This is a genomic window from Nocardia sp. NPDC050697 (assembly GCF_040654395.1).
In the GTDB taxonomy this organism is placed as follows: Bacteria; Actinomycetota; Actinomycetes; order Mycobacteriales; family Mycobacteriaceae; genus Nocardia.
Genome location: NZ_JBFAHY010000008.1, coordinates 186,174 through 207,831, shown reverse-complemented (window position 1 = coordinate 207,831; position 21,658 = coordinate 186,174). Strand labels below are relative to the sequence as shown.

At 71.5% G+C, this 21,658-nt stretch carries 17 protein-coding genes; 7 read left to right on the top strand and 10 right to left on the bottom strand.

Annotated features, from left to right (window positions below):
• Nucleotides 1–12: 12 nt before the first annotated feature.
• Both AB0H71_RS26180 and AB0H71_RS26175 read left to right on the top strand, forming a co-directional pair.
• On the top strand, nt 13–1,647 hold the full coding sequence (locus AB0H71_RS26180) for a class I adenylate-forming enzyme family protein (protein WP_357026038.1): 1,635 nt from the start codon (nt 13–15) through the stop codon (nt 1,645–1,647).
• A gap of 9 nt (nt 1,648–1,656) precedes the next feature.
• Complete coding sequence (locus AB0H71_RS26175) at nt 1,657–3,390, top strand: amidohydrolase family protein (protein ID WP_357026334.1); 1,734 nt, start codon at nt 1,657–1,659, stop codon at nt 3,388–3,390.
• Here AB0H71_RS26175 and AB0H71_RS26170 read toward each other — a convergent pair whose 3' ends face one another.
• Nucleotides 3,391–4,305, bottom strand: coding sequence for a hypothetical protein (locus AB0H71_RS26170; RefSeq protein ID WP_357026037.1), 915 nt, complete (start codon nt 4,303–4,305; stop codon nt 3,391–3,393). It lies immediately after the preceding gene.
• 51 nt (nt 4,306–4,356) lie between these two features.
• The gene (locus AB0H71_RS26165; protein ID WP_357026035.1) at nt 4,357–4,584 is read right to left on the bottom strand and encodes a hypothetical protein; all 228 of its coding nucleotides are present in this window, start codon (nt 4,582–4,584) and stop codon (nt 4,357–4,359) included.
• A gap of 246 nt (nt 4,585–4,830) precedes the next feature.
• Here AB0H71_RS26165 and AB0H71_RS26160 point away from each other — a divergent pair, with 246 nt between their 5' ends.
• Both AB0H71_RS26160 and AB0H71_RS26155 read left to right on the top strand, forming a co-directional pair.
• Complete coding sequence (locus tag AB0H71_RS26160) at nt 4,831–6,204, top strand: hypothetical protein (RefSeq protein ID WP_357026033.1); 1,374 nt, start codon at nt 4,831–4,833, stop codon at nt 6,202–6,204.
• A 12-nt stretch (nt 6,205–6,216) separates the two neighbouring features.
• Entirely contained in the window at nt 6,217–6,606 is a 390-nt protein-coding gene (locus AB0H71_RS26155; RefSeq protein WP_357026031.1) for a hypothetical protein, read from the top strand.
• A gap of 4 nt (nt 6,607–6,610) precedes the next feature.
• Here AB0H71_RS26155 and narI read toward each other — a convergent pair whose 3' ends face one another.
• The 4 genes from narI to AB0H71_RS26135 are packed head-to-tail and all read right to left on the bottom strand — an operon-like array spanning nt 6,611 to nt 13,395.
• Nucleotides 6,611–7,348, bottom strand: coding sequence for a respiratory nitrate reductase subunit gamma (gene narI / locus AB0H71_RS26150; RefSeq protein ID WP_357026030.1), 738 nt, complete (start codon nt 7,346–7,348; stop codon nt 6,611–6,613).
• Entirely contained in the window at nt 7,345–8,025 is a 681-nt protein-coding gene (narJ, locus tag AB0H71_RS26145) for a nitrate reductase molybdenum cofactor assembly chaperone (RefSeq protein WP_357026028.1), read from the bottom strand. Before narJ ends, narI begins: the two co-directional genes overlap by 4 nt.
• On the bottom strand, nt 8,022–9,713 hold the full coding sequence (narH, locus tag AB0H71_RS26140; RefSeq protein ID WP_357026332.1) for a nitrate reductase subunit beta: 1,692 nt from the start codon (nt 9,711–9,713) through the stop codon (nt 8,022–8,024). The genes narJ and narH overlap by 4 nt, the downstream gene beginning before the upstream one ends.
• Before the next feature lie 10 nt (nt 9,714–9,723).
• The gene (locus AB0H71_RS26135) at nt 9,724–13,395 is read right to left on the bottom strand and encodes a nitrate reductase subunit alpha (protein ID WP_357026026.1); all 3,672 of its coding nucleotides are present in this window, start codon (nt 13,393–13,395) and stop codon (nt 9,724–9,726) included.
• A gap of 357 nt (nt 13,396–13,752) precedes the next feature.
• On the opposite strand from AB0H71_RS26135, the gene AB0H71_RS26130 reads away from it, so the two are divergent.
• The 3 genes from AB0H71_RS26130 (at nt 13,753) to AB0H71_RS26120 (ending at nt 16,887) form a co-directional block, all read left to right on the top strand.
• Entirely contained in the window at nt 13,753–14,538 is a 786-nt protein-coding gene (locus tag AB0H71_RS26130; protein WP_357026024.1) for a helix-turn-helix transcriptional regulator, read from the top strand.
• A gap of 254 nt (nt 14,539–14,792) precedes the next feature.
• The gene (locus AB0H71_RS26125; protein WP_357026022.1) at nt 14,793–15,578 is read left to right on the top strand and encodes a helix-turn-helix transcriptional regulator; all 786 of its coding nucleotides are present in this window, start codon (nt 14,793–14,795) and stop codon (nt 15,576–15,578) included.
• 367 nt (nt 15,579–15,945) lie between these two features.
• Nucleotides 15,946–16,887 (top strand): hypothetical protein, encoded by a 942-nt coding sequence (locus AB0H71_RS26120; RefSeq protein ID WP_357026020.1) that lies wholly within the window; start codon nt 15,946–15,948, stop codon nt 16,885–16,887.
• On the opposite strand, the gene mtnC is transcribed toward AB0H71_RS26120, so the two are convergent.
• The 4 genes from mtnC to AB0H71_RS26100 form a co-directional block, all read right to left on the bottom strand.
• Nucleotides 16,888–17,562: an acireductone synthase gene (gene mtnC / locus AB0H71_RS26115; protein WP_357026018.1), complete on the bottom strand. Its 675-nt coding sequence runs from the start codon at nt 17,560–17,562 to the stop codon at nt 16,888–16,890. It abuts the gene before it with no gap.
• Nucleotides 17,559–18,134, bottom strand: coding sequence for a cupin (locus tag AB0H71_RS26110; RefSeq protein ID WP_357026016.1), 576 nt, complete (start codon nt 18,132–18,134; stop codon nt 17,559–17,561). The genes mtnC and AB0H71_RS26110 overlap by 4 nt, the downstream gene beginning before the upstream one ends.
• Nucleotides 18,135–18,137: 3 nt before the next feature.
• Nucleotides 18,138–19,748, bottom strand: a complete 1,611-nt coding sequence (gene mtnA / locus AB0H71_RS26105) for an S-methyl-5-thioribose-1-phosphate isomerase (RefSeq protein WP_357026014.1) — start codon at nt 19,746–19,748, stop codon at nt 18,138–18,140.
• 69 nt (nt 19,749–19,817) lie between these two features.
• Nucleotides 19,818–21,656, bottom strand: coding sequence for an NTP transferase domain-containing protein (locus AB0H71_RS26100; protein ID WP_357026012.1), 1,839 nt, complete (start codon nt 21,654–21,656; stop codon nt 19,818–19,820).
• Nucleotides 21,657–21,658 lie beyond the last annotated feature (2 nt).

Here is a 21,658-nt window from a genome sequence, read left to right as displayed (position 1 = left end):
GAGAGTGTCCCGATGACGATGGCGGCAGATCCGCGGCAGCTCGCTGCGCAGGTGGCGGCGAAACTCGCCGGGCCGGGCGGCCCGTTCGCGCTCGCCACGGAGCCGGTGCTCGGCACCGAGCTTCCGGTTTTCGTGAACCGCCGCCGCTCGCTCGGCACCGCGCTCACCGACTCGAGGGGCTGGGGCGACCGCGACTACCTGGTCACCGCCGAGCGCCGCTGGACCTACACCGAGCACGCCGACGCCGCCGGCGCGCTGGCCGCCGGGCTGGCCGCGCGGTACGGCGTCGGCAAGGGCGATCGGATCGCCATCCTGGCGGCCAACTCCCCGGAGTGGGTCATCGCCTTCTGGGCCGCGCAGAGCCTCGGCGCCATCGCCGCCGGGTACAACGCCTGGTGGGCGCCGCGCGAGATCGACTACGCGCTCGGCCACTCCACGCCGGCGGTGGTGATCGCCGACGCCGCGCGGGCCGAGCGGATCACCGGCACCGCCATCCCCGTGCTCACCATCGAGCACGACCTCCCCGCGCTGCTCGCCGAGTTCGCCGGCGCGGCGCCGGAGACCCCGGTGGCCGAGGACGACCCGGCCGTCATCCTCTACACCAGCGGCACCAGCGGCAGGCCCAAGGGCGTCGTGCACACGCACCGCAACCTGCTCGCCGTCACCGAGTACCACCGCTTCACCGAGGCCATGGCCGACACCTTCGCCGGGCTCGCCTTCGACCCCGAGCGGCCGAGCGCCAAGCGCTGGCTGCTCAGCTCGCCGCTCTTCCACATCGCCAGCCTGCACAACCTGGTGGTGCCGCGGATCGCCACCGGCGCAGCGGTGATCTTCCCGGACAGCAAGTTCGACGCCGACCGGGTGCTGCGGCTCATCGAGCGCGAGCGGGTCACGCACTGGGGCGCGGTCCCGACCATGGCGATCCGGCTGCTGGAGCGGGACCTGGCCGAGTACGACCTCTCCTCGCTCAGCGCCTTCTCGCTGAACACCGCGCCCTCCTCGCCCGCCCTGCACCAGCGGCTGCGGGAGGCGCTGCCGGTGCAGCTCGCCACCAGCTACGGCCTCACCGAGGCGGGCACCGCGGGCACCCTGGCCACGCCGCCGGAGCTGGCGGCCTTCCCGGAGACGGTGGGCAGCCCGATCATCGGGGTGAGCGTTGCCATCCGCGACCCCGAGGGCAACGACCTGCCCGAGGGCACCGAGGGCGAGATCTGCGTGCGCAGCCCGTACGTCATGCTCGAGTACTGGAACGACCCCGCCGCCACCGCCGCCGCCCTCGACGGCGAGCGCTGGCTGCGCACCGGCGACTTCGGCGCGCTCCGCGACGGCAGGCTCTACCTCGCCGGGCGGCGCAGCGACCTGATCCTGCGCGGCGGCGAGAACGTGTACCCGACCGAGATCGAGAACGTCCTGGACGAGCACCCCGCGGTCGCCGAATCGGCGGTCTTCGGCGTCGCCGACCCCGACCTCGGCCAGGCGGTGGCGGCGCTGGTCGTCACCACCGGCCCGGTCACCGCGGATGAACTGCGGGAATTCGCCGCGGCGCGGCTCGCCTACTTCAAGGTTCCCGCGCACTGGCGGCTGACTCCGGAAGCACTGCCGCGCAACGCGACCGGCAAGGTCGTCCGGCGCGATCTAGCACTGTAGAGAGAAGACATCGTGTACGACACCATCGTCAAGGGCGGCCGCTGGTTCGACGGCACCGGCGCGCCCTCGGCCGTCCGGCACCTCGGCATCGTGGACGGCCGGGTCGCCACCGTCTCCACCGTCCCGCTGGACGAGACCGGCTGCCCGCGGGTGATCGATGCCGAGGGCCGCTGGGTGCTGCCCGGCATGCTCGACGTGCACACCCACTACGACATCGAGGTGCTGCAGCAGCCCGCGCTCGCCGAGTCGGTGCGGCACGGCGTCACCACCGTGCTGCTCGGCTCCTGCTCGCTCTCCACCGTGCACGTCGACGCCACCACCGCCGCGGATCTCTTCGCCCGCGTGGAGGCGATCCCGCGCAAGCACGTGGTCGACGGCGTGGAGAAGCACCAGGTGTGGCGCGATGCCGCGGAGTACGCCGCCTACCTGGACGCGCTGCCGCTCGGCCCGAATATCGCCGCCTTCATCGGCCACTCCGACATCAGGGCGGATGTGCTCGGCCTCGACCGCGCCACCGACCGTTCCTTCCGCCCCGGCGCTTCCGAACTCGCCGAGATGGAGCGCAGGCTGGTTGCCGCACTCGAAGCCGGGTTCGTCGGCATGTCCTCGCAACAGCTCGAATTCGACAAGCTCGACGGCGACACCTGCCGCTCCCGCACCCTGCCGTCGACCTACGCCCGCAGCCGCGAACGGCACCGGCTGAACTCCGTGCTCCGCCGCTACGGCCGCGCCCTCCAGGGCGGGCCGGACGTAGCCCGCCCGCACAGCCTGGTCACCATGGCCGCCAGCACCGTCGGGCTCTTCCGCAAGCCTTTGCCGGTCAGCCTGCTCGCCGCCGCCGACCTGAAGGCCATCCCGTTCATCATCCGCGTCTTCCCGCTGCTCGCCCGGCTCTTCAACGCGCTCGGCGGCAACCTGCGCTTCCAGCACCTCCCGGTGCCCTTCGAGGTGTATGCCGACGGCATCGACCTGGTGATCTTCGAGGAGTTCGGCTCCGGCGCCGCCGCCCTGCACCTCGCCGACCGCATCGAGGAGCAGCGCTCTCTCCTCCAGGACGAGGGGTACCGCCGCCGGTTCCGGGCCGACTACGACAGCAAGTTCGGGCCCCGCGTGTGGCACCGCGACTTCTTCGACGCCGAGATCGTGGACTGCCCGGACTCTGCGGTGATCGGCAAGACCTTCGGCCAGGTCGGCGTCGACCGCGGCGGTCTGCACCCGGTCGACGCCTATTTGGACCTGGTCGTCGAGCACGGCCGCAAACTGCGCTGGCGCACCACCATCTCCAACCACCGCGAAGACGTCCTGAACCGGATCTCCGTCGACCCCGGCGTCCAGCTCGGCTTCTCCGACGCCGGCGCGCACCTGCGCAATATGGCCTTCTACAACTTCGGCCTGCGCTTCCTCCGCCGCGTCCACCAGGCCCGGAAGCCATTCATGACCATCGAGCACGCGGTGCACCGGCTGACCGGCGAGCTCGCCGACTGGTACGGGCTGGACGCCGGCCACCTGCGCCTTGGCGACCGCGCTGATCTCGTCGTGCTCGACCCGGAGGGGTTGGATTCGTCCCTGGACGACTACGCCGAGGCCGCCATTCCCGCCTACGACGGGCTCTCCCGCATGGTCAATCGCAATGACCGGGCGATCACCGCTGTTCTGGTGAACGGTGAGTTCGTCTTCGGGGACGGCGTTGTCGCCGAGCGTCTCGGCACCGTCCGCACCGGCCGTTTCCTGCGCGCCCGCTGATCAGCACACCGTGCCTCTTCGCGGCGGGACATCCGCCGTCGGCGCCACGCACCGAGCTGGGATATCGAGGTGCGTGGCCAGGACGAGGTCCTGATCGACGACCTGCTGCCGCGTCTCGCTCCACAGCTCGTACACCGCTGCGGGTGAGTCGACACCGGGCGCGCACCGGTGACTCTGCGCGCTCGCCGGATTGATCGCACCTGGTATCCGCAGGGAAGGCCGGGCGAACCGCGGCTCATCGGCGTCCGCGGGCAGCGCCGGGACAAAGCTGTACATGCCGTTCACCGGCTCGTCGAAGGTGGCAGCGCGATACAGCGTGAGCACCGCCCTCGGCGACGGCGCGCAACCACCGCCGGTACCGGCAACAGGTGCACCGAGCGGCTCGGCCGTCGCCGCCAGGAACGCATCATCCAGCCCGTGCTTCCCCACCGCGAGCGGGGTCCACGGCTCCGCCGACGCCACCACGAACACCGTATCCACGCAGAACTCACCCCCGAGCGCCGAGCCGAATACGATCACCGAACCCGGATCCAAACTCCGCAGCGCAGTCGGCCCCTTCCTGGTGTTCTGCTTGCAATTGCTGTAGATCATCCGCTCCCCGAACACCCACGGATCCGTGTTCTGCCGCGGATACGGCTGGATCGGCCGCGTCCAGCACGGCTCATGCAGCGCCCGCGGCAACTGCCCCGCCCGCGGCCACCGCTGAACGATCCGCGACGGCGACTCCCACTCACCCCAGAACGCGAGTTCCCCGCGCTGCGGCCGGGCTTCACCGCTTTCGGCCAGAAACTCCCCGGCCCCGCGCAAGAACTTGCGCCCGTGCGACCCGGTATTCCACGGAACGGCATCCTGCCGAGGCGCGATCTCCCGTCCGGGATGCGGTAGCTGGACAAAGCGGGGACGTGTGCTGCTCACACCCGCCTCCATCGCCAGCGCGGTAGCGGGAGTTACTACAGCTCCCGTCGCTCAGCGCGGCTGCCGTGCGGAATCCGGCGTCACACGTCCTGCATCGATCAATGTCTGAAAAGCGGTAGCCTTCCGCGCACACTCATCCAGGCGGCAGTCCCGGTGCACCTGCATTTCGCGGTGCGCTTCCCCGACGCTGAAGGCCCCGTCCGGCGCACTGTGCGTCCGCAGTGCTTCGTGCTGAATCGCTGCGGTGAGTGGATACATGCCGGACGAATTGCTGGTCACGGATCCTCCATGGCAGAACATTCGAAATGGTCGGCGGTACCCGGCACCGGGGGCATTTCGCCACCGGCCTGCCACTCTGACGGGCCGGTGCGCCGGAGGAGACGATTCAGGCGTCAGCCCGGTGCCGGGTACCGCATTCGACTCTGGCCGTCAGCCGGTCGGGCTTGCAGTCGTCCGGTGTTCGGGTACCGTTGGCGTCGGGGACGAATTCGCCCAGTTCAGGGCTGAAAACAGTAGGGTGGAGCGATGGTGCGGGGGCGGGAATGGACGGGGTTCGAAGCAGCCGCTTTGCAAGAGGCGATGAGACGATCGGTGCGAGATTTCGCAGCACTGCTCGGGCTGGAGACGACGACTGTCGCTAACTGGCGCAGTGGCTTGAGCGCGGTTGTGCCGCGCTCCAATACCCAGGCGATTCTGGATACGACCTACCAGTCGCGAGCCTCGGACGACGACCGGGCCAGGTTTGAGCAGATCCTGGCCGAGGGAGAAGCGACGTGGCGGGATCGGCATCGACCAGGGATCGCCAAGCGTCCGAAACCTGTTCAAACTGCACAGTCCGTCGCCACTACTGTGGAAAGGAGTCTTCCCACCTCTCCCGGTGGTACGACCCCCACGGAGGTCACGGACATGGACCGTCGCGAGTTGTTGCGTCTCTCGAGCATCGCCACGACTACGCTCGCGATGCCGACCAGCGTCGACCGGGCCACAGCCTCGGGTCACGTGGATATCGCGACAGTGGACGAGTGTGCCGTCCGCAACAGAGCGCTGTGGCAGCTCTACGGCGAGTCCGAAACGAAGGCTTCGGTATTCGGCGCGGTTCGCAGCCAGCTCGGCCTGTTGATCGAAGGGCTCCGCGGCTCCCGAACGGCGACTTTCCGCGATCGCCAGCACGAACTGATCGCCGATGTTCTCCAACTCGCGGGCGAAATTCTGATGGATGGCACCCATTTGAGCGAAGCGGCGCACTGCTATGCCCTGTCCGGCACCTTCGCCGCCCGAGCTCGCGCCTACGACCTGTGGGCCTGTGCCCTGACGCGGCATGCTTACATCGGAATCATGGACAGCCGGTTCAGCGAGGCTTTGCCGCTCGTGGATCGGGCGGCAAGTATCGCGGTGCGCGGCGACCGGACGTTGCCGACGACGCACTGGGTGGCCAGTGTGCGAGCGCAGGTACTTGCCGGTCTCGGTGATGCTCACGCCTGTGAGCAGGCATTCGACACCGCACGCGGCGTCCTCGATCTTCGCGCGACGCCTACGCTCGGCTGGCTGCGCTTCTCCGGGGAGCGCATCGAGGAGGAACACGCCGGTTGCCTGATCCAACTGGACCGCCCCGAACGCGCCGAACACCTCCTCCGGCCACTGCTCGATCGCCCGCTGTCCCCACGTCGCCGAGCCGGTGTCCTGATCGACCTCGCCGCAGCCGGAGCGCTGCGCGATGATCCGGTACAGACGGCGTGGTTCGGCGGCGCTGCGGTCGATATCGCCCGCCGCACCCGTTCGGGGTACATCGGCCGAAGGCTGGATCGGTTGGGTGAACGACTGTCGGAACTGCGTGGAGACCGGCACGTCGACTACCTCCAGCAGCAGATCACTACGCTGGCAGTGTCCCACCGAAACTGACGAGGAGCACCGTTGAACACCGACTTCGAGCACGGCGGCCGGGTCTTCCGCGAGGCGTGGATCAGCGGCGTCACGACGCACTTCCCCGGCACGCCGAAGGACGGTTACATCACGCCGTGGGAAGACACTCCTGATTGGGAACGGGCAAGTGCGGCAACGGTTTACCGTCAGGTGGCCGAGTTCATCGAGGCGACCGACGGTGCCGCCACCCGGCTGTCGCCCGAGCTCAAGGGGCAGTTCGTCGCCATCTGCTGGATCGGTCAGATCTACGCGCGCATACCGGAGCCGAAGCCGGGCTATGTCGCGCCGTGGGACCAACTGCCGGAGTGGCAGCAGAAGACCGATATCGGCATCTTCGAGACGATCGAGCGAGAGGTCGCGGCGGCGAAGGAGCGGGCGTAGCCCGTCACTTGCCGGGCGGCAGGGCCGTCGACTCCCACGCCCGCGCGTACCGCCGCGTATCGGCGGCGTTCGTCTCCTTGCTGCGGTAGACGATGTACGGCCGTGTGAGATACCCGATCGGCGCGCTGAACATGTGCACCAGCCGGGTATAGGGCCAGATCGCGACCAGGACCAGGACGAACAGCCCGTGCGCTTGGAAGGTCCACGGCACCCCGACCATCAACTCCGGCTGCGGGTCGACGGTGAAGAGACTGCGGAACCAGGGGGAGACGGTTTCGCGGTAGTTGTAGGTGCCCCAGAGCAGATTGCTGCCGACGGTATTGAGCAGCCCGGTGATCAAAGCTCCGGCCAGCAGGAAATACATCACCTTGTCGGAGCGGGTGGTGGCGCGGCGCACGGCGGGGACGGTGAAGCGGCGGTAGAGCAGGATGCCGATCCCGGCGATCACGGCGAAGCCGGCGACGGAGCCCGCGCCGACCGCGACCACGTGGTACGTGTGGTGCGAAATGCCGATGGCGTCGGTCCAGGACTGGGGGATGAGGACGCCGAGCACGTGGCCGCCGAAGACGCCGAGCATGCCGAAGTGGAAGAGCGGCGACCCGAGCCGCAGCAAACGGCTCTCGTGCAGCTGGGAGGAGCGGGTGGTCCAGCCGAACTGGTCGGTGCGGTAGCGCCAGACGTGGCCGAGCAGGAATGACGTGAAGGCGATGTAGGGCAGCGTCATCCAGACGATGGTGCTCATCGGCGCCCCTCTCCGGCGGTGAACAGGTCGGGGTCCATGGCGAAGGGCTCGAGGCCGACGTCCTCGTCCGGCGGGCCCTGGGCGGCGAGTTCGGCGATGCGGCGGCGGTCGGCGGTGGTGAGCGGGGGGAGGGTGGCGGTGACGGCGCCGAGGACGGCGGCGTAGGGGGAGCCGGTGTCGGCGAGGGAGAGGCGGAGGAGTTCGATGACGGGGAGGTGCTCGCCGAGCAGGCGTTCGCCGCCGACGGGGTCGACGGTGGCGGCGAATTCCAGCAGCACCGGGAGGTGGTCGGGGAGTTCGCGGTCGTCGAGTTCGACGCCGGCGTGCTGGTAGGCGTGCTTGAAGCGGAGCAGCGCCATGCCGCGTTTGCGGGTGTCGCCGTAGGCGTAGAAGGTGAGGTGCAGGCTGGCGCGTTTGCGCAGGTCGAAGGTTTCGACGTAGGTCGCGGCGAGCGAGATCTCGTCGGTGCCGCGCAGGTAGCCGACGAACTCGGCCAGCAGCGGCCCGATCGGCGCGGGGAGCCGGTCGACGGCGGACGAGAGCGTATCGAGCAGCTCGAGCGTCTCCCGGCCGGGATAGTCGAGCAGCAGCGCGGCCAGCCGCCAGACCAGCAGCCGATCCGGCTCGGGGAGCGGAACGGCGGGCTCCGGGCGGCGGCGCAGTTTGAGCAGGCTCATCGCACGGCCGCCTCGTCGGCGGAGGCGGCGCCGGACCGGGTGGCGCCGTTGCCACCCGCCGGCGCGGCGCCGTTGCCACGCCCCGCGCTCTCGCCCGCCGAGCCGTTCACCGGGACCAGCCCGTCGGTACTCCGCCCGTCCCAGTCCAGCAGGTTGATCCGCCCCGACTTCTGCTCCGGCGCCGCCGAATTCGAGTCGGTCAGATGGAACTTCTCCACCATCTGATCCAGCGCCGTCATCCCCGGCCCGCCGTCCACATCCAAACTGCACCCGGTAGCCAGCGAATCCAGCTGATGCGCCTCGGACCCGGCCCCGCTCGGAATCACATACCGGTGCTCGTACTTGGCGATGGCCAGCAGCCGGTACATGGCCTCGATCTCCTCCGGCTCCAGCCGGATCGAGGGCGCGATGGTGAGATCCGGCTCCTGGCCCAGGTTCACCGAGCGCATGAACGCGCGCATCCCGGCGAGCCGCTGCAGCGCGGCCCGCACCGGCCCGATCTCCCCGGCGGTGAAGAGCTCGGCCAGGTACTCCACCGGAATGCGCAGCGCGTCGATGGCGCCGAAGAGATTCCCCGCGTCTTCACCGTCGTGCCCGGTCTCGCTCAGCACGTCGACCACGGGGGAGAGCGGCGGCACGTACCAGACCATCGGCATGGTCCGGTACTCCGGATGCAGCGGCAGCGCAATCTGGTAGTCCACGATCAGCTTGTAGACCGGCGAATCCTGCGCCGCCTGGATCCACTCCGGCGAGATCCCGGCGCGCTCGGCCTCGGCGATCACCCGCGGGTCGTGCGGGTTCAGGAACACGCCGAGCTGTGACGGATACAGGTCGGCGACCTCGGTCACCGCCGCCGCCTCGGCCACCTTGTCCGCGTCGTAGAGCATGACGCCGATGTAGCGCAGCCGCCCGACACACGTCTCCGAGCACACGGTCGGAATCCCGACCTCCACCCGCGGGTAGCAGAACGTGCACTTCTCGGCCTTGCCGGTCTTGTGGTTGAAGTAGATCTTCTTGTACGGGCAGCCGGTGACGCACTGCCGCCAGCCGCGGCACTTGTCCTGGTCGACCAGCACGATCCCGTCCTCGGCGCGCTTGTAGATGGCACCGGAGGGGCAGGAGGCCGCGCAGGACGGGTTCAGGCAGTGCTCGCAGATGCGCGGCAGGTAGAACATGAAGGTCTGCTCGAACTCCAGTTTGACCTGCTCGGAGAGCTTGCCGAGCAGCGGGTCGCGGCCCACCTGCTCCGGCCCGGAGCCGAGGTCGTCGTCCCAGTTCGCGCCCCAGGTGACCTGGGTGTCCTCGCCGGTGATCAGCGATTTCGGCCGGGCCACCGGGACGGTGTCGGTCGGCGGCGAGGAGAGCAGGTTGTCGTAGTCGTAGCTCCACGGCTCGTAGTAGTCCGAGACGGTGGGCAGCTCCGGGTTGGCGAAGATGTTCAGCAGCCGCTTCAGCCGGGACCCGGATTTCAGGGTGAGCTTGCCGCGCTTGTTCAGCGTCCACCCACCCTTCCACCGCTCCTGGTCCTGGTACTGCCGCGGGTACCCCTGGCCGGGGCGGGTCTCCACATTGTTGAACCAGACGTACTCGGTGCCGCCCCGGTTGGTCCACGCCTGCTTGCAGGTGACGCTGCAGGTGTGGCAGCCGATGCACTTGTCCAGGTTCATCACCATGGCGAGCTGGGCCATGACACGCATATCAGTACTCGACTTTCTGCGAGCGGCGGCGGATGGTGGTGACCTCGTCGCGCTGGTTCCCGGTCGGGCCGTGGTAGTTCAGCGCGAAGGACTGCTGCGCGTACCCGCCGATCAGGTGTGAGGGTTTGATCATGATCCGGGTGAGCGCGTTGTGGATACCGCCGCGCTTCCCCTTGCCCTTGAAGTCGGCGGCGCCGGTGCCCTCGATCCGCGGGACGTCGACCGCGCGGTCCTGCGCGTGGTACATGAAGACGGTGCCCTCCGGCATCCGGTGGCTGACGATGGCGCGCGCCACCACGACGCCGTTGCGGTTCACCGCCTCGATCCAGTCGTTGTCCGCCACTCCGATCTTGGCGGCGTCCTTCTCCGACATCCAGATGCTCTGCCCGCCCCGGCTCAGCGTGAGCATGTGCAGGTTGTCCTGGTAGGCGGAGTGGATGGACCACTTGGAGTGCGGGGTCAGGTAGCGCACGGTGACGCCGCGCTCGGTGACGCTGCCGATGCCGGGCTCGGCGAAGAGCGCGGACATGTCCAGCGGCGGCCGGAAGACCGGGAGCTGCTCGCCGAGCTCGATCATCCAGTCGTGGTCCAGGTAGAAGTGCTGCCTGCCGGTGAGCGTGTGCCAGGGCTTGAGCCGCTCGGTATTGATGGTGAACGGTGAGTAGCGCCGGCCGCCGGTCTCGCTGCCCGACCACTCCGGCGAGGTGATCACCGGGACCGGGCGCGCCTGGGTGTCGGCGAAGGTGATCCGCTTGCCCTCGTGCTCGCGGGCCAGGTCGGCGAGCTCGGTGCCGGTGCGCCGCTCCAGCGCCTCGAACCCCTCCACCGCCAGCCGGCCGTTGGTGGTGCCGGAGAGCGCCAGGATCGCCTCGGCGGCGTGCGTGTCCTTGGCCAGCGAGGGCCTGCCCTGCGCGATGCCGGAGACGATGGTGCCGTTGGTCCCGGCCAGGTAGCGGACCTCCGGCTCGGGGTAGGTGGTGACGCCCTTGGTCGTGGTGCCGAGCGTCTCGACCAGCGGGCCGAGCGCCGCCATCTTCTCCGCCAGCCGCGGGTAGTCGCGCTCCACCTCGACCAGCTTGGGCATGGTGCGGCCGGGGATCGGCTCGCACTCGCCCGCCTTCCAGTCGAGGACCCTGCCCCCGGCCTGGGCCAGCGCGTCGGGGGAGTCGTGCTGCAGCGGGACGGCGACAATGTCCTTGCGCACCCCGAGGTGCTTCTCCGCGAGCCAGGAGAAGCCGCGCGCGATCCGGTGGAACGCCTCGAAATCGGTCTTCGCCTCCCACGGCGGCGAGATGGCCGGGGAGAAGGCGTGCACGAAGGGGTGCATGTCGGTGGAGGAGAGGTCGTGCTTCTCGTACCAGGTGGCGGCGGGCAGCACGATATCGCTGAAGAGCGTGGTGCTCGTCATCCGGAAGTCGAGCGAGAGCAGCAGGTCGAGTTTGCCGGTGGCGGCCTCGTCGCGCCAGACCAGCTCCTGCGGGCGGACGCCCGGGGTGTCGTCGGTCTGCAGGTTGGAGTCGGTGCCGAGCAGGTGCCGGTGGAAGTACTCGTTGCCCTTGCCGGAGGAGCCGAGCAGGTTGGCCCGCCACACCGTGAGGCAGCGCGGGAAGTTCTCCGGGGCGTCCGGGTCCTCGCAGGCGAAACGGAGGTTCTCCGCCTTCAGCTCGTCCACGATGTATTCGGCGGCGGGCTTGCCGGACTCGGCGGCCTGGTCGGCGAGGTCGAGCGGGTTGCGGTCGAAGGTGGGGTAGCTCGGCATCCAGCCGAGGCGGGTGGCGAGCGCGATATTGTCCGCGGCGGTGCGGCCGGCGAAGCGGCCGGTGCCGAGCGGCGAGGCGAAGCTCTCGGCGGTGAAGGGGTCGTAGCGCCACTGGTCGTTGCTCAGGTACCAGAAGACGGTGCCCTGCATCTGCCGCGGCGGGCGCTGCCAGTCCAGCCCGAAGGCCAGCGTCGACCAGCCGGTCACCGGGCGGCACTTCTCCTGCCCGACGTAGTGCGCCCAGCCGCCGCCGTTCACGCCCTGGCAGCCGGTGAGCAGGGTCAGGGTGAAGAACGAGCGGTAGATCTGGTCGGAGTGGAACCAGTGGTTGGTGCCCGCGCCCATGAGGATCATGGAGCGCCCGCCGGAGCGCTCGGCATTGTCGGCGAACTCGCGCGCGATCCGCTCCGCCTGCACCGCCGGGACGCCGGTGATCCGCTCCTGCCAGGCCGGGGTGTACGGCCGCTCGGGATCGTCGTAGCCGGTGGGCCAGTCGCCGGGCAGGCCGTCGCGGCCCACCCCGTACTGCGCGAGCAGCAGGTCGAAGACGGTGGTCACCCGCTTGCCCGCGACCTCGCGGGTGGGAACGCCGCGCAGCAGCACCTCGGGGGAATCGGCGTCGAAGCGCGGCAGCCGCACGGTGGCGGGCTTGCCGCCGAGCAGGGTGAGCAGCGGGCGGGTGTCGCCGAGGTCGAGGTTCCAGTGGCCCGCGTCGGCGGCGTTGAAGCGGTGGCCGAGCGCGCCGTTCGGCACCATCGGCGCGCCGCCCTCGTCCAGGAGGACCGGCTTGTGCGCGGCCCCCTCACCGGATTCGCCCAGGTCGGCGGCGGTGAGGAACTTGCCGGGGAGCTCGCCGTCCAGGCAGACCAGGTACGGCAGGTCGGTGTACTTCGTGACGTACTCGTGGAATCGCTCGGTGCGCCGCTCGGCGAAGAACTCGCGCAGGATCACGTGGCCCATGGCCATGGCGAGCGCGGCGTCGGTGCCGGGGCGGGCGGGCACCCACTCGTCGGCGAACTTGGTGTTGTCGGCGTAGTCCGGCGAGACCACGATGACCTTCTGGCCGCGGTAGCGGGCCTCGGTCATGTAGTGCGCGTCCGGGGTCCTGGTCACCGGGACGTTCGAGCCCCACATGATCAGGTAGCTGGCGTCGAACCAGTCCGCCGACTCCGGCACGTCGGTCTGGTCGCCGAAGACCTGCGGCGAGGCCACCGGCAGATCCGCGTACCAGTCGTAGAAGGAGAGCATGGAGCCGCCGAGCAGCGAGATGAACCGGGCGCCCGCGGCATGGCTGACCATGGACATGGCCGGGATCGGGGAGAACCCGGCGACCCGGTCCGGCCCGTACTCCTTGACCGTGTGCACGTGCGCGGCGGCCGCGATCTCGGCCGCCTCCCACCACTCGGCCCGGACGAAGCCGCCCTTGCCGCGCGCCGCCTTGTACCGCTTCGCCTTCACCGGGTCCTCGACGACATCGGCCCAGGCCAGCACGGGGTCCTTGAGCCGCTCCTTGGCCTCCCGGTACAGCTCGAGCAGCACCCCGCGCACATACGGGTAGCGCACCCGGGCGGGGGAGTAGGTGTACCAGGAGAAGGAGGCGCCGCGCGGGCAGCCGCGCGGCTCGTACTCCGGCTTGTCCGCGCCGACCGAGGGGTAGTCGGTCTGCTGCGACTCCCAGGTGATCACGCCGTCCTTGACGTAGATCTTCCAGGAGCACGACCCGGTACAGTTCACCCCGTGCGTGGAGCGCACCACCTTGTCGTGCGACCAGCGGTCCCGGTAGAACTCGTCGGCCGAGCGCCCGCCCACCCGGTGCACGCTGCGCAGATCGTCCGAGGTCTCGTCGCGCCGGAAGTAGCGCCCGAGCCGGAGCAGCGCGTCACCCGGATCCTGCGTTTCTCGCGTATCGGCCACCACCCGAGGGTAAGGAGGCATCGTCGCAGGTCAAAACGGTTGTCTCACAGCCCGCTTCGGCCCGGGGTGAGCTGTGAGGCGGCCGCAACACCCCGGTCACGGTGGCCGCGGATCACCTGGTCGAACGGGGTCCGCGGTGATGGTTCGGAAACCGCCGGTTCTCGGGCGGTTTACATTTGTTTACACAGCGAGCCGCAGGCCCGTAGGTAAAGAATCGATAAAGTTTCGTGGCTCCGCGCGCTGTTTCCGCCTGGATCGCTGAGCATGGGGCAACACAGGATCGGCCCCACACCGCGGCCGACGCGTCGATGAGGTCCGCCGGTTCGCGGTGTACGACAGCGCAGGGAGTGGTGTGCCGTGTCGGATGGTGTGCTGGAGGCTCGCGACCGCCTCGACGTGGTCCCCCCGACCTTCGGGGGCACGCTGCGCCGGATCCGGGACGATCGCGGTGTCTCCCGCGAGAAACTCGCCTTCGCCGCCGGGGTGAGCGCCAGCTACATCGCGCACCTGGAGAGCGGCGAGCGCGAGCACCCCACCCGCTCGGTGGTCGACGCGCTGCTCCGCTACCTGGACCGGGTGGTCCGGCTGCCCGCCGACGACCGCAGGCACCTCTTCGAACTGGCCGGGCTCGCCGTCACCGAGGTGCCGACCGTCGACGAACTGCGCGCCGGGATCGGCCCGGCCATGCGGCGCGGCCTGAGTCTGCACGAGCCCAACCCGGCCGGCTTCTTCGACGCGCGCTGGAACCTGCTCGCGGTGAACCGGGTGGCCGCGGCGATGTTCCCCGGGCTGGCCGAGGGCGGGAACATGCTGCACTGGATGTTCGGCGATCCCGGCGCCCGGCGCGCGCTGCCGGACTGGGACCAGGTCACCGCGCTCAGCGTCGCCAATCTGCGCGGCCGGATCGGCAGGCCGGGCGAGGCCGGGTGGGCGGGCGCGCTGCTCGCCGAGCTGAGCCGCTACCCGGAGTTCCGCCGGCTCTGGAGCACCGGCGCCATCTCCTACGGCGGCGACCTCCCCGCGCTGCGCTTCCACGACGCCGCCGCGGGCGCACCCTGCCTGCTGGAGTTCCAGGTCTACGAGGTCGACTCCGGCGTGCACCCGGGGTGGATCCGCTTCTTCCTCGGCTTCCGCAGCAGCTGAGCGCAGGCCCCGGAAGGGACGATCGGCAGGGCCGAAAGTCCCCACTTCGCCGAGCCGACCGGCGCTGCGCATTTCACCGGTAATTCGTCGTTTAATATCGGCTCAGCGTGCTCGACGGGGTGGGCCGCCGATATGGCACGCGCTGTGGGAAATGTCTCGCACCGTCGCGCCCCTTCGGTTTGCCGCCGGAAAGCCGGGCCGCGTGTGGTCAACTACGGTGCTGCGTCGGATGGCGAATCGGGAGCGGGGTTGCTGTGGCACGCAAGACACCCGGGTCGGGTGCGGAGGGGCAGCTGCGGCTGCCGACGCTCGGGGGGCTGCTCCGGGAGTTGCGGGACAGCCGCCGGATCTCCAGGGAGAAGCTCGCCTTCGCGGCGGGGGTGAGCGCCAGCTACATCACGCACCTGGAGAACGGCGACCGGGACCGCCCCACCCGCCCGGTGCTCGCGGCGCTGATCGCGTACCTGGACCGGATCGAGCTGCTCGGCGACGACGAGCGCAGGCACCTGCTCGAACTCGCCGGGCTTGAGCACGCCGAGCTGCCCGAGCCGGCCACCCTCCGGGCCGCCGTCAGCAGGGACATGCACCGCACGCTCGCCATGCAGGAGCCCAACCTCGCGGCCTACCTCGACATCCGCTGGAATGTCCTGGCCTGCAACGATGCCTACCGCAGCGCGTTTCCGGGGCTGGTGGAGAACGGCAATGTGCTGCGCTGGTTCTTCGCCGACCCGGCGGCGCCGCGGGTGGTGCTGGAGTGGGAGGACGAGGCCATGCTCGCGGTGCAGTCGCTGCGCGCCGCGATCGGCCGCTACGCCGAATCGGACTGGGCGGTCGGTTTTCTCGCCGAACTCGCCGAGTTCCCGGAATTCCGCAGGTTGTGGGAGCGCGGCGGCGCCTCGTACGGGCGCGAGCGGCTCGCCATGTACCTCCGTGACCCGCGGACCGGGGTGCCGCAGCACATCGCGGTGCAGACCTTCCGGCTGGACGCGGGGCCGTACCCCGGCTTCGTGCAGTACTTCCTCGGCATGCGGGTGCGCTGAGAAGGCCGGGCAATCGGGCGATTTCAATTAACTAGAAGTTAGCTAGAACGTTCCCCTGAGGGCGTGGCCAGGCCGTGCGCTGGAACCGCGTGCTTCGCGGTGCGTGCTTCGGAGCGGATGCCGAGATTTTGCCCGAGCACGATCGATTCCGCCTGTGGTTCAGCGGAATCCGGTGTGTCACTGCCGGGTGTATGTACAACAAGGGGTTTGCCGGATCAACGGCGATTCGTGGACATCTGCCTGTCCGCGTCGGTAGACCTGACTCGAGACAATTCAGCTCGAGTGGGCGAGACGTATTCCGGAGCAGGGATCCGATGGTTCGTATCGAACCGGACCGGAATCGTGGACCGCGGGGAAGTGAGCCGGAATGGTGCAGCGTTTCGAGTCCGTACCGCATATCTCGCTGGCCGCCGCCGGCGACAGCAGCTCCGGCACCTTCGCGGTGTGCGGGGAAGAGGGGAACGCGCTGTGGTACGGGCCGTTCGCGGCCGACGATCCGGACCACCCGCGCGGTGACCGGCTGGCCGCGGCCACCGCGGCCGCCGCCCGCGCGGTCTGGCTGGCGGGCCGGGCCCGCACCGACGCCGGGCTGGACGAGGCCACGCTGCACCTCTGCGTCATCGACTCCGACATCGACGCGACCGCACTGGCCTGCGCGGCCTCCCTGGCCGGGCTGGCGCTGGATCTGATCGTCACCGACGACAATCCCGCTCTCGACTGGTGCCACGCCTACGGGCGGCTGAACTGGCGCGCGGGCACCCTCGACGACCTCATCGGCGACTGCGAACCCGCGGCGCTCGACGATGCCGCCGACCCCGCCTCCACCGCCCGGCTCCTGCACCGACAACTCCATACGGCCCCTGAGGAAAGGCTTGCCACCATGTACCACGCCACCGCCGACCGTCCGGACTCCTTCGACCCCATCGACGAGAGCGTCGAGCTGCGCGCCGCGCTGGAGGCGCTGCTGCTGCACGACGCGGTCGGGCTGGACGCCAAGATGCGGCACGCGATCGCCGCGGTGGTCCACCTCGCCGTGGACACCCCGCACGGCCCGCCGGAGGACGCCATCGAATTCCTCGGCAGGCTGGACGCGGCCTGGCTGATCGCCGCCTGGCAGGAGCAGGACACCGAGCTCTCGCTGATCGCCACCCTGGCCGCGGGCGAGGTGCCCGCGCTCTCCTGGTGCGAGCTCATGTTCACCACCGCGCTCGCGCCCTGGTCGACCAGCCCGGTCGCGCTGCACGCGCGCCGCATCTTCGCCACCGACCGCTCCGGCAGGCAGATGGCGCTGCGCGCGCACGGCGCGTAGTCAGGGCAGCGCCAGCTCGCCGAACTCCGCGATCCAGCGGTGCGGCGGGCGCGGGGCGTTCGGCTCGCCCGCGCGGTGCACCCCGGCCACCCGCCAGCCCGCGGCCACCGCCGCGTCCAGCTCGTCCGGGTGGTCGGAGAGGAAGAGCAGCTCGTCCGGGGGCGTGTTCATTGCCGCCGCTATCCGCCGGTACGAGCCCGGCTCCCGCTTCGGCCCGGCCGTGGTGAGGTCGAACCAGCCGGAGACGAGCGACGCGAGCTCGCCGCCCTCGGCGTGGCCGAACCAGTCCCGCTGGTTGCGCTCCGAGCCGGACGAGTAGACCGCGAGCCGCAGCCCCGCCGCGTGCCAGCCGCGCAGCGCGGGCGCGACATCCGGGTAGAAGGCGCCGCGCAGCGCGCCCGCCCGGAACCCGGCGTGGCAGATGAGCCCCTGGGCCAGCTTGAGCGGCTCGGCCTTGGCGTCCGAGCCGAGCCAGCCGAGCAGGAGTTCGGCGATCTCCGCCGGGGTGGCGCCGGGCCGCCCGGCCAGTTCCCGCGTCGCCGCGCGCACCGGGGCCGCCTCGTCGGTGCCGATCCAGCGCGGCAGTTCGCGCCGGGTGTAGCCGTAGAGCCGCTCCCTGACGGCCGCGGTCGAGCTGGTGGTGCCCTCGATATCCAGGACGACGGCGGTGGTCACCGCGCGGCGAGCAGCTCGTCGAGGGTGGGGAAGCCGCCGCTGATCGGCGCGCCGGTGAAATCGCCGACCCAGCCGTCTTCGGCCTCGAAGAAGCGCAGCGCGACGAAGTCGGGGCGGTCGCCCATGTCGAACCAGTGCGTGGTGCCGGCGGGCACCGCGAGCAGGTCGCCCGCCTCGCAGACCACGGCCAGCACCGCGTCGTCGATGTGCAGGTAGAAGCAGCCGCGGCCGGCGGCGAAGAAGCGCACCTCGTCCTCGGCGTGCCGGTGCTCGTCGCGGAACTTGGCGCGGGCGGCCGCGGCGACGACCGGCCACTGCGGGTCGCTGTCGTCGGGGTGCAGCCGGGCGACGTCGACGTGCTTGTACTTCCCCGAGCCGTCCAGCTCGGCGATCCGGTCGGCGTAGGCCGCGAGCAGTTCGTCGGAGGGGCGGGCGGCGGCGCCGTCCAGCGCGGGCCAGCCGTCGAAGTGGATGCCGTGCGCGGCGAGCTCGGCGCCGATGGCCGCGCGGTCGGTGGTCCGCACCCGGATCTCGTCCGGGCGGTCGGCGCTCATCACCTGGAGCAGGGTCATGTCCTATCCGATCTCGAGTAGTTCGTCGGCGTGCGCGTGCCCGGTGCGCTCGATCAGCTCGCAGAGCGCCTCCAGGCACTCCGCGCGGTCCCGCGCCTGGGCGAGATCCGCGCCCCAGGTGGTGATGCCGTGCGCGGTGATGGCGAGGGCCGGTGCGGCGCCGGGGTTCTCGCGCAGGTACCGCTCCACCTCCGCGCCGATCGCGGTGACGTCGGCGTGGTTGGCGAAGACCGGGACGGTGAGCTCGGTGCCGCCGCCGAGGCCCTTGATCAGCTCGTAGCCGCTGATTCGCAGCGGGCCGGCGCCGGACCTGGTGGCCAGCACGGTCGCGGCGGGGGAGTGCACGTGCACGACCGCGCCCGCGTCGGTGGTGCGGTAGACGGCGGTGTGGATGGCGGTCTCGGCGGAGGGGCGCCGCCGCCCGGCGATCGCGGCGCCGTCGGCGATGCGCACCGTCACCATGTCGGCCGGGCCGAGTTCGCCCTTGGCCAGGCCGCTGCCGGTGATCACCGCGTCCGGGCCGGAGCGCACCGAGATATTGCCCGCGGTGCCCGGCATCCAGCCGCGCGCGTGCAGTTCCCCGGAGACCGCGGCGATCGCGCGGGCCGGTTCCGCGAGCACCGTTCCGGAGACCACCCCGCGCTCGGTGACCACCGCGGTCACCAGCGGCGGCGGGGTGACGTCGAAGGCCGGGTTGTAGGCGGCGGTCCCGGCGGGCGCCGTCGCGGCGCCGCCGAAGCCGGTGACCTCGTCGGCGGCGCGCTGCTCCACCACGATCTCCGCACCGGTCGCGGTCGCCGGATCCCGCGTCGACTCCGGGGCGACCACCACGAAGGGAATGCCGTGGTGGTGCGCGGCCAGCGCCAGCCCGTAGGTGCCGATCTTGTTCGCCACCGAGCCGTCCGCGGCGATCCGATCCGCGCCCACCAGCACCGCGTCCACCAGGCCGTTCGCCATGGCCCAGGCCGCGGCGGAGTCGACGGTGAGCCGGTGCGGGATTCCGGCGGCGGCCAGCTCCCAGGTGGTGAGCCGCGCGCCCTGCAGCAGCGGGCGGGTCTCGTCGACCAGCACCTCGGCGACGGCGCCGCGCTCGGCCAGCACCCGGATGGCGCCGAAGGCGGTGCCGAAGGCGCTGGTCGCCAGGCGGCCGGTATTGCAGTGCGTGAGCAGCCGGAGCGGGCGGTCCGGCGTGAGCCGCCGCACCAGGTCGGCGGCGTGCGTGGCGGCGGCGCGGTTCACCGCGGCGTCCTCGTCGAGCATGGCGAGCACCGCGGCGAGCACCGCGTCGGCGCCATCGGCGGCGAGCGGGAGCACGCGGCGCACCGCCCAGGCCAGGTTCACCGCGGTCGGGCGGGCGGCGATCAGCCGGTCGGCGTCGGCGCGCACGGCGGCGAGGTCGAGCCCGGCCGGGCCGGTGTGCGCGGCGGCGGCGATGGCGACGCCGAAGGCGCCCGCGATGCCGATGGCGGGGGCGCCGCGGACGGCGAGCGTGCCGATCGCCTCGATCACCGCGTCGACGGTGCCGAGCCGCAGCTCGCGGGTTTCCCGCGGCAGGGCGCGCTGGTCGAGGGTGACGAGGGCGCCGTCGACCCAGCGCAGGGAGCTGTCGTCCATCGGGTGGGTCCTTCGGGTCGCGGTCGCCCTCCAGTGAACCAGCGGGGGCGGCGGGTCGCCAGAATCGAATCAGCGGGAAAGTGTGAGGAATTCGACGAGCGCGCCGTCGGCGGCGCCCGCCGGGACCACCACCAGCCCGTCCCGGCCGACCAGCCCGCCGAGGTGCGCGGTGCGGATCGCGGGGTCGCCGCGGAAGCCGCCCTCCGGCGCGTACCGGGCCGGGACGATCCGCGGGACCGGGCCCGCGATCTCGGCGGCATTGTGCAGCGGGCCGCGCAGTGCCGGGGCGGGGGCGGCGCCGGTGCGGCCGGAGACGATGGCGGGGGCGAGCGCGAGCAGCGTCGCGACGGCGGCGTACGGATTGCCGGGAAGACCGAGAACGGTGGTGCCCGCGGTGGTCTCGGCGACCAGCGTGGAGCCGCCGGGGCGGAGCCGGAGGCGGGGGACGAGGATGCGGGCGCCGGAGCGCGCGATCGCGCCGCGCAGCTGATCGGCCGCGCCGCCGCCGGTCGCGCCGACCACCACCAGCAGGTCGCGGTCGTGCGCGGCGGCGAGGACGGCGTCGAAGCCGTGCGCGGTGTCGCGCAGGTGCACGCGGTCGACGGCGGTGATGCCGCGGCCGGCCAGGAGCGCGGGGAGGATCGGGCCGATGGAGTCCCTGGTCTGCCCGGCGTGCAGGGGGCCGTCGGCGCGGATCTCGTCGCCGGTCATGATGATCCGGGCGCGCACCGGGCCGCGCACGGCGGCGGTGGTCACCTCGACCGAGGCGGCGGCCGAGATCAGGGCCGTGGTGACCGGGGTGCCGGCCGGGGCGATCTCGTCGCCGAGGTCGCGGTCCTCGCCTCGGCGGCGGATGTCATCGCGCAGCGGTGAGTCGGGCAGGAGCGCGAGGATTTCCGCGTGAGCGGGCCGCGGGGCGTTTCGGTCGTCCGCGGCAGGGCCGGGCTGCGGGTCGATGGCGTGGCCTTCCCCGGGTGCGGGCTGCGGCGCGCCGGGGAGCAGGGCGGCGAATTCGTCGCGGACGACGCGGGTGGTTCCGTCGGGGACGTGCGCACCGGTGGCGATCCGCACCGCCTCGCCCGGCTCCAGCCCGGCCGGGCGCTCGCCGCCCGCGTACCCGATATCGCGCCGGATGCGCCACGGTCCCGGCCCCGCCACGGCGTAACCGTCCATGGCGGAGACGTCGAAGCGGGGGAGCGGCCCGGCGGCGTGCAGCGGCTCGGCGAGCGCGGCGCCGCGGGCCTCGGCGAGCGCGGCGCCGCGGGCGGGCAGCGGGGTGAGGCCGGTGCGCAGGGCGGCGCGGGCGTCGTCCAGGGTGTCGCCGAGGGCGGTGCGGGCGCGCAGCACCTGCTCGGCGGTATCGCAGTCGTCGGTGCCGGGCAGCTCGAGCACCGTGCTGGCGGCGGGGACCAGCGCCTTCATCGGGTGGTTCACCGGGGAGCCGAGCGCGGCCAGCGCGGCGTCCAGCGCGCTGCGCCGCCACACCCCGATGAGGTACTGCGGGCGACCGTCCGAGTCCGCCGCGAAGGCGGCATCGGCCGCGCCGAGGTGCTCGAGCAGCCGTCGCACGGTGTCGGCGGTGAGGAAGGGCAGATCCGCGGCGAGCACCACCACCAGCGGCGACGGCTCCGCGCCGAGCGCACCCAGCCCGGCGGCGAGCGCCGCGACCGGACCCGAGCCGGGCGGATCCTCCCTGGTCTGCCGCACCTCGGAGCCGAGCTCGGCGCGCTCCGGGCCGACCACGGCGACCCGCGCGCACCCGGCGACGGCGGCCAGCGCGGCATCCAGCAGCGATCGGCCCCCGACCACGATGCCCGGCTTGTCCACCCCGCCCATCCGGCTCGCCCGGCCGCCCGCGAGCACGACGGCATCGGCCCGCTCCGGCGGCGGTGCGGCGCGGTTCCCCATGC